6 protein-coding genes are annotated in these 8,451 nt (G+C 32.1%); 3 read left to right on the forward strand and 3 right to left on the reverse strand.

The genetic code is table 11. The features are described from left to right. Nucleotides 1-104 precede the first annotated feature (104 nt). From IX290_RS10545 to IX290_RS10555, 3 genes are all read right to left on the reverse strand, one after another. On the reverse strand, nt 105-1,742 hold the full coding sequence (locus IX290_RS10545) for a Na/Pi cotransporter family protein (protein ID WP_211493150.1): 1,638 nt from the start codon (nt 1,740-1,742) through the stop codon (nt 105-107). Between the two features lie 182 nt (nt 1,743-1,924). Next, the gene (locus IX290_RS10550; protein ID WP_211493151.1) at nt 1,925-3,037 is read right to left on the reverse strand and encodes an alanine--glyoxylate aminotransferase family protein; all 1,113 of its coding nucleotides are present in this window, start codon (nt 3,035-3,037) and stop codon (nt 1,925-1,927) included. 143 nt (nt 3,038-3,180) lie between these two features. Further along, nucleotides 3,181-5,160, reverse strand: a complete 1,980-nt coding sequence (locus tag IX290_RS10555) for a S9 family peptidase (protein WP_211493152.1) — start codon at nt 5,158-5,160, stop codon at nt 3,181-3,183. A gap of 153 nt (nt 5,161-5,313) precedes the next feature. On the opposite strand from IX290_RS10555, the gene proB reads away from it, so the two are divergent. The 3 genes from proB to galE are packed head-to-tail and all read left to right on the forward strand — an operon-like array spanning nt 5,314 to nt 8,392. After that, nucleotides 5,314-6,126 (forward strand): glutamate 5-kinase, encoded by an 813-nt coding sequence (gene proB / locus IX290_RS10560; protein ID WP_211493153.1) that lies wholly within the window; start codon nt 5,314-5,316, stop codon nt 6,124-6,126. Between the two features lie 7 nt (nt 6,127-6,133). After that, the gene (locus tag IX290_RS10565; protein ID WP_211493154.1) at nt 6,134-7,378 is read left to right on the forward strand and encodes a glutamate-5-semialdehyde dehydrogenase; all 1,245 of its coding nucleotides are present in this window, start codon (nt 6,134-6,136) and stop codon (nt 7,376-7,378) included. A gap of 33 nt (nt 7,379-7,411) precedes the next feature. Further along, the gene (gene galE, locus IX290_RS10570) at nt 7,412-8,392 is read left to right on the forward strand and encodes a UDP-glucose 4-epimerase GalE (RefSeq protein WP_211493155.1); all 981 of its coding nucleotides are present in this window, start codon (nt 7,412-7,414) and stop codon (nt 8,390-8,392) included. Nucleotides 8,393-8,451: the final 59 nt, after the last annotated feature.

The raw sequence follows: 8,451 nt of genomic DNA on the forward strand, positions 1-8,451 counted from the left end.
TTCTATTTCTCACCTACTTTCTATCTTATTATTCAAATTATAATTTCCTAATATATAAAAAAGACTGAGATCAGATCTCAGTCTTTTTAAGTCAAAAATTAAATTTATTTTTTCTTTTCAGCATAACCTTCAATTATATTTACCAAGTGGTCACTTACTCTTCTGTAAGAGTTGATGATGTCCATAAACTTAGTAGTAGAAAGAGTAGTTGCATCAGCTTTAGCACCAAAGTCCATACTAGATCTCTTAGCATTCTTATAAACAGAAGTAATCTCTTTTCCGATTATAAGGCTCTCTTTTATTCTTATTCCATCTCTATCCTGAAATCCCACATCTATTCTTTTGAAGAAATGATTTGTCTTCTCATGAAGTTTTAATACAACATTCATTTCCTGCTCAGTAAGTGGAATCTCATTATCAAGAAGTTTTTTCATACTATTTGTTATTCTCATCAAATAGTCACTTACAGTTTCATATTCGTCTGAAACAAGAAGGTTATTTCTTATATCTATTCTTAAGCTTTCGTTTATATCTTTGTTATTTAAAATATAGAAGTTTGCATCTGTAATCTCTTTTTGATAAAGGTCAATATCATCCTCTATCTTACGCATATCTTTTACTTTTTCATCTGTAAGTTCAAGAGAATTTTTATAAGTTAAAGCCAATTCATCAAACATATTTTGTATCATTTTACCCATTGTAAGTATCTCTACTCTTGTTTGTTCAACAACTATGTTTGAGTTTTTAAGCATAAGTTTATCAATCTTAGTAACTCTGTTATCAACTTTTCCATCATCTTTGATAACTCTACATAGAAAACTTGCAAGATATCCTATAAAAGGTGTAAATAGAAGCACGTTTGCTACGTTAAAAGATGTATGAGCAGTAGCTATTGCAACAGTCATATTCTTCTCTGGGTCACAAATAAGTGATAGATATTTTAGGAAAAATGGGAATAACGCTGTTACCCACACCACTCCAAGGAGATTTATTATAGTATGAGCATATGCTGCTCTTCTAGCATTTACATTGGCATGCAAAGTAGCCAAAATAGCTGTTATTGTTGTTCCTACGTTCTCTCCTAACACAAGTGCAACTGCTGTTCTATAGTCTATAAGTCCTTGTCCTGCTAAAGTAATAGTAATACCTAAAGTTGCAGATGAAGATTGCACAACTGCAGTAATTAAAGCTCCAACTGCAGCAACTTTTATTACACCAAAATATGTATTTGCTGAGAACATACCAAACATGCTTACAAATTCAGGCATAGATCTTACAGGTTTTAATCCATTACTCATAAGTTCAAGACCTAAGAAAATCATTCCAAGTCCCATAACAGTTAAGGCTCTTGTTTTTGCTTTATCACTTTTTAAAAACATATGAGCTATAGCTGCAGCTCCTACGATTGGTAACCCATATTTACCAACATTTAAAGCCAGAATCCAACCAGTAACTGTAGTACCTATGTTAGCTCCAAATATTACTCCTAAAGCCTGTTTTAATGTCAATAAAGAAGCGTTAACAAATCCTATTGTCATAACAGTACTTACAGATGATGACTGTACAAGCATTGTTATTCCAATACCGACAAGAATAGCAACAACCCTATTGGTAGTCAACACAGCCAAAAACTTTTTAAGTCTTCTTCCAGCTAATTTTTGCATTCCTGAAGACATGTTATCCATTCCATAAAGGAAAATTCCAAGACCTCCAAGAACATTAAAAATTATTTCTAGATACATTTTCCCTCCTAAAAAACTAGAATTACGACTCCAAATCTATTTAAAAAAATACATTTTTAAACCAAGGCGTCATTTTATTATAATATTATATCCAATAAAATTCAAGTTTTTTAAATTTTGAGAGATTTTATACCAAATTTTTGCTAACTTCTCTACAATTGTTTCTCTTTATATACACTTTATTATTTTTTCAAATCTTTTAAAGTTTTTTCCAATGCTCCTAAAGTATAGTCAATTCTATAGAAACGTGAGTTTTCTCCCATATGTCCAATACGAAGCACTTTGTCTGCAAGGTATCCATAAGATTTTCCAAGCATTACTTCATATTTTTCAAGCATATGTTTATATATCTCATTAAGGTCATATCCTTCTGGAATACAGAAAGCTGTAACTGTTGGAGAATATCCTCCTTTTAAATATAGGTCAAATCCCATTTCCATAAGTCTGCTTCTAGTTGTTTCAGCACTTATGTAGTGTCTTTCGATAATCTTATCAAGACCCTCTTCAAACATATTGTCTACTGCTGTACTTAAAGCTACTATATCTGCAATTGGCATAGTGTATGGGAAGAATTTTTCCTTTACACAGTTTCTCCAGTATGAAAGGTTACAGTAGAAAGATGGAATAGGTGTCTTTCTGTTTTCAATAGCTTTCCATGCATCATCACTTATAGCCATAATTGTAAGTCCTGTATTTGATGAAAGTACTTTTTGGCTTGCTCCTAGAGCAATATCAATTCCCCATTCATCAACTTTTACTTCAGTTCCTCCAAATGCAGATACTGTATCTACCACTGTCATAATTCCCATAGATTTAAGTGTTTTACAGATATCTTTTATATCATTTAACACTCCTGAAGGTGTATCACAGTGTACTACTGTTGCATATTTGAATCCTTCATCTTTATGTTGCTCTAAAAATACTCTAAGTTTATCCTTATCTATAGCATCTTTATCGTCACTTTCAAATAAAGTAACCTCTCCACCATAGTTTTCAATAAGTTCTTTAAATCCTTTTCCATATATTCCATTTGAAAGAACAAGAACTTTATCCCCTTTTTCTGTAAGAGAAGCACAAGCTGAATCTAATCCTAGCATTCCCTCTCCACACATTATAATATTTTGAGCTTTCTTAGCTCCCCATATCTTTCCTACTTTTTTACATACTTTTCCATAAAATTCAAAGAAGTTCTCATCAAAATCTGAGTTTCCATAATAGTGTGTATATGTATGTGTTACATTTTCTCTAACCATAGTAGGCCCTGGTGTCATCATAATATAGTTGGCTTTTTTCAAAATGCCCACCTCCATTTGTTCTTTTTTTAATTAACTTTTATTATAGCACATTAAGTCCCTAATTTCACCTTTTTTTATTAAATTATGACATTATTTTATTTAAAAATAGGGAGATTATATTTTCTCCCTATTAGTGTCAACTATTATTTTTTTAAATAGTGCTCAAACCACTGTGTCATTTCCTCAAGTCTTCTTACTCTATGCTTAGGTTTACCACTTCTTGAAAGTTCGTGATTTTCTCCTCTAAACATACAAAGTCTTGCTGGTACTCCATGATATTTTAAAGATGTAAACATCTGTAGTCCCTCTGCAAGCCAGCATCTATAATCTTCCTGAGAATGTATAAAAAGTGTAGGTGTTTTAGCCTTGTTTGCATATCTCATTGGTGAATGCCACCAAAGTTTTTCAGGATTATCCCATGGACTTGAAGCATTCTGATCCACGTTAAAATAGTAACCTATATCAGTTGTCCCAAATTTTGAAAACCAGTTAGCTATACTTCTTTGAGATACTGCACAGGCAAATCTGTCAGTGTGACCTATTATCCAGTTAGTCATAAATCCACCATATGATCCTCCAGTTACTCCTACTCTTTTTAAATCTATTGGATATGTTTCAAGAACCTTGTCAGTAAATTTCATAAGGTCATCATAGTCAACAGTACCATATTTTCCTCTTATATCCATAAACTCATTTCCTCTACCATCTCCACCACGTGGATTACAGAAGAATACAAAGTACCCCATATTTGCCCATACCTGCATCTCATGATAAAATACCTCTCCATAAACAGTCTTTGGTCCACCATGTATATCAAGTATTCCTGGATATATCTTTCCTTCCTCATAATCAACAGGTTTTAGTACCCATCCTTCAAGCTCTATTCCATCATTTATAAAATTAAATTTTTCAGGTTTTGCAAGAGTTGTATCACTATATATTCCCTCGTTAAAATCTGTAATTATTTTTTCTTTTCCATCCTTAAAGTCATATATCTCCTGAAGTCTTAATCCTACCATGCCTATAAAGAATATCTCATCTCCACACATTGCAAAAGAATCAACAGATCCTTCTATATCTGTTACCTGAGTCTCATTACCATGGATATCAATTGTATAGATATTAGCACAATGCATCTTAGTTGTAACATAATAAAGTCTGTCTTTTCTTACTCTAAAAGTTTCTCCTCCACCAAATCTGCAGTCAGATCCTACAGTATTTCCCATCCATGTGTCATGATGTTTTAAAAGTTCTATCTTTCCATCTTTTATCATATAAAAATCAGGGTTCTGATTTATACCATGTTTTTTCTGATCGTTTAAACCGCATATTACTCCATCTTCCATAAATTTTGCAAAGCTTACTGAATACTCTCCTAATGGTACAACTGTTTTACTCTTTTGACTCTCTACATCATAAATAAATATTCCTGATTTATGCTCTTTTTTATCTGAAAATGAGTTTCCAATGTAAAGAATTTTTCCATCTCTATATGAAAAATCTTCAACATCTGTCAATTTATCTGTTATAGGTAAAATTGTATCCTCTTTTCTGTTATATAGATATAGTCTGTTTCTCTTCTTATTTGTAAATCCTCCACCATTTCTCCAGAATGGAATCTCATCTAAAACCTCATAATCCTTATTTTCTTTTATCTTTTCAATAGCCTGTGCACGTTGTTCTCCACTTAAATCATTCAACCTTATACCGTAATTATCATATGGAGCCATAACTATAAAGTTATCCTCATCTATAACCTTTAAATCTATTACATTTAGAGGTATTCTCATATATTCACGAGCTTCCCCTCCATTTATAGAGATTGAATAATAACTGCTCCACTCCTCTCCCTCTTCCACTTTCTTTTTCAATTTTTCATTTCTAATTGTAGAAAATAAAAGAGTTTCATTGTCAAGCCACTCAAAATTACTCTCCTCTCCTAATCCTGTAAGTTGAAAATAATCCTTTGTAGCTGCATCCATAATCCAGATGTAAGATTTGTAGTTATTTATATCCACATCTGCTCTGTGAGTTACAAATGCAATTTTCTCCTCATTTGGAGAGCTCTCAATTCCTGATAAATAGTTATAATATAAAAAATCTTTTAAATTTAATCTTTCCATTTTTCCCTCCCTCAAGTTTTGTCCCATACTTTAACTATAAGATGAAAATATAAAAAAAACAAGGAAATTATCTTTTTTAAAAAAAAAGGTACTAAAAAATTACTTTTACCTGTATAATATATATTATCAATAATAATTTTAAGGTGATTGTATATGGAAAAAGAAATCAAAGAGAGGATCAAAAAATCCAAAAGGGTAGTTATCAAAGTTGGAACTTCAACTCTTACTTATCCAAATGGAAATCTTAATTTAAATTTAATAAATAGATTAGCTTGGATTTTAGCTGATTTAAGAAATCAAGGTAGAGAAGTAATTTTAGTTACTTCTGGAGCAATCGGTGTAGGATCAAAATCTCTTAATTTTAAAAAGAGACCAACTATTACAAGAGAAAAACAAGCTGCTGCAGCAGTAGGTCAAATGGAACTTATGCACATCTATCAAAACTTTTTAGGTGAATACAACCAAAGAGTTGCTCAGATACTTCTGACAAAAGATGACTTCAGACCTGGGGAAAGAAAAACAAATACAAACAATACCCTTGAAACTCTTCTTGACTTTGGTGTAATCCCTATTATCAATGCAAATGACACTATTTCAACTTTCGAAATTGAATTTAGTGATAACGACAGATTATCAGCAAGTGTTGCAGCTCTTTTAAAAGCTGACCTGCTTGTTATTCTAACTGATATAGATGCACTTTATGATGCAAATCCTAAGACTCATCCTGAAGCAAAAAGAATACCTTATGTTAAAAAAGTAACTGATGATGTTCTTTCTATGGGTGGAGAAAAAGGAAGTGAATTTAGCGTAGGAGGAATGGAAACTAAACTTCTAGCTGCAAGAAAATGTTATGACCATGGGGTAATTATGGCTATACTTGATGGTTCAAACCCTGTGTATATAGATGACTTAATTGAAGGAAAAGATATTGGAACAGTATTTGACTGTAAAAAAATAGGAGGTTAATTGTAATATGTACATTGAAAATCTATGTTCTGCTGCAAAAGAGGCAGAAACTCAGATAGCACAACTATCTACTAAAACTAAAAATGCAATTCTTTTAAAATCTGCTGATGCTCTTATGGCTAACTGCAGTGAAATTTTAAAAATCAACAGTATAGATGTTGAAAAAGCTAAAACTGCTGGAGTAAAAGCTGCTTTTATAGATAGACTTACTTTAACAGAAGCTAGAATAAAAGGTATGGCAGACGGTCTAAGAGAGATTGCTGCTTTAAATGACCCAGTAGGAGAATTCCTATATGGAAAAACTCTTCCTAACGGACTTATTATTCAACAAAAAAGAGTTCCTTTAGGAGTTATTGCTATAATATTTGAATCTCGTCCAAATGTTACAGCTGATGCTTTTGGACTTTGCTTAAAAAGTGGAAACGCAGTTGTATTAAGAGGTGGAAAAGAAGCTATCAATACAAATATTGCTACTGTTAAAATCTTCAAAGAGGTTCTTAAAGAGTTTGGAATAAATGAAAATGCTGTTCAAATTCTTGAAGATACAAGCCATGAAACTGCAAATAAACTTATGAAAGCTCACAAATACGTTGACGTACTTATCCCTAGAGGAAGTGCAAGACTTATAAATAGCGTTATAGAAAACAGTACTATCCCTTGTATTCAAACAGGTATTGGTAACTGCCACATATTTGTTGATGAAAGTGGAAAACTTGATGAAGCTATAGATATTATTATCAATGCTAAAACTCAAAGACCTGGAGTTTGTAATGCAGTTGAAACTCTTTTAATTCATAAAAATATTGCTGAAAAACTTCTTCCAGCTCTTGGAAAAGCTCTAATTGAAAAACATGTAGAGATAAGAGGAGATGAAACTGTAAGAAAATATATCCCTCAATCAATAACTGCTACTGAAGAAGACTGGGCTACTGAATATGAAGATTACATCGTTGCTATAAAAACTGTAGATGGTGTTGATGAAGCTATAAAACATATTGGAAAATATGGAACTAAACACTCTGAATGTATAATTACTGAAAACTATACAAATGCTCAAAAATTCTTAAATGAAGTTGATGCTGCTGCTGTTTATGTAAATGCTTCTACAAGATTTACAGATGGTGGACAATTTGGTTTTGGAGCTGAAATTGGTATCAGTACTCAAAAACTTCATGCAAGAGGACCTATGGGACTTAAAGAACTTACTACTACAAAATATGTTATAATGGGAAATGGACAGGTAAGAGAATAAACTTACTAAATATCTATTATTGGAGGAATTTCAATGAAAAATATATTGGTTACTGGTGGAGCAGGGTATATTGGAAGCCATGCAACAGCAGAACTTCTGGATTCTGGTTATAATGTTGTAGTTGTTGACTCTCTTGAAAATGGTTTTATTGAACTTGTTGATTCAAGAGCTAAATTCTATCATGGAAATGTTCAGGACTCTGAAATTATGGATAGAATTTTTACTGAAAATAAAATTGATGCAGTTATGCATTTTGCTGGATATATAAAGGTTCCTGAAAGTGTTGAAAAACCTAATAAGTATTATCTTAACAACACATATACAGTGATGTGTCTTATTGAATCTATGAGAAAACATGGAATTAAAAATATTGTATTCTCATCAACAGCAGCTGTATATGGAGATGTTAAAGAACCTGAACCAGTAGATGAAAATCATACTACTCTTCCTATCAATCCATATGGAATGAGTAAACTTATGTCTGAAAGAATAATAACTGATTGTGCTAAAAGCTATGGACTTAACTATGCAATATTTAGATATTTCAACGTAGGTGGAGCCCATGAAAAACACAATATTGGACAAAAAGGTGAAGGTATTACAGCACTTATTCCACTTATACTTAAGGCAGCTAAAGGGGAAATCCCTAAACTTTCAATATATGGAAATGATTTTGATACTAAGGATGGAACAGGTATAAGAGATTATATTCACGTTGTAGACCTTGTGAGAGCTCATATTTTAGCTCTTAATCAGCTTGAAAAGAATCAAAGCGGTATTTATAACCTGGGAAATGGAAATGGTTTCTCTGTTCTTGAAATGCTAAATGCAGCAAGAGAGGTTACAAAGATAGGTATTCCAGCAGAATTTACACACAGAAGAGCTGGAGACCCTCCATGTGTCATTGCTTCAAGTAAAAAAGCAAATGAAATTCTTGGATGGCACCCTTCTTATACAGATGTAAAAGATATAATTCGTACTGCATGGGAATGGAATCTGAAAATGAATAAATAAGATAAAAAAAGCTGAGTAACATTTTTAAAAAAATGTTTTACTCAGCTCTCTTTTTTGTA

This window comes from Fusobacterium sp. DD2 (assembly GCF_018205345.1).
Taxonomy (GTDB): Bacteria; Fusobacteriota; Fusobacteriia; order Fusobacteriales; family Fusobacteriaceae; genus Fusobacterium_A.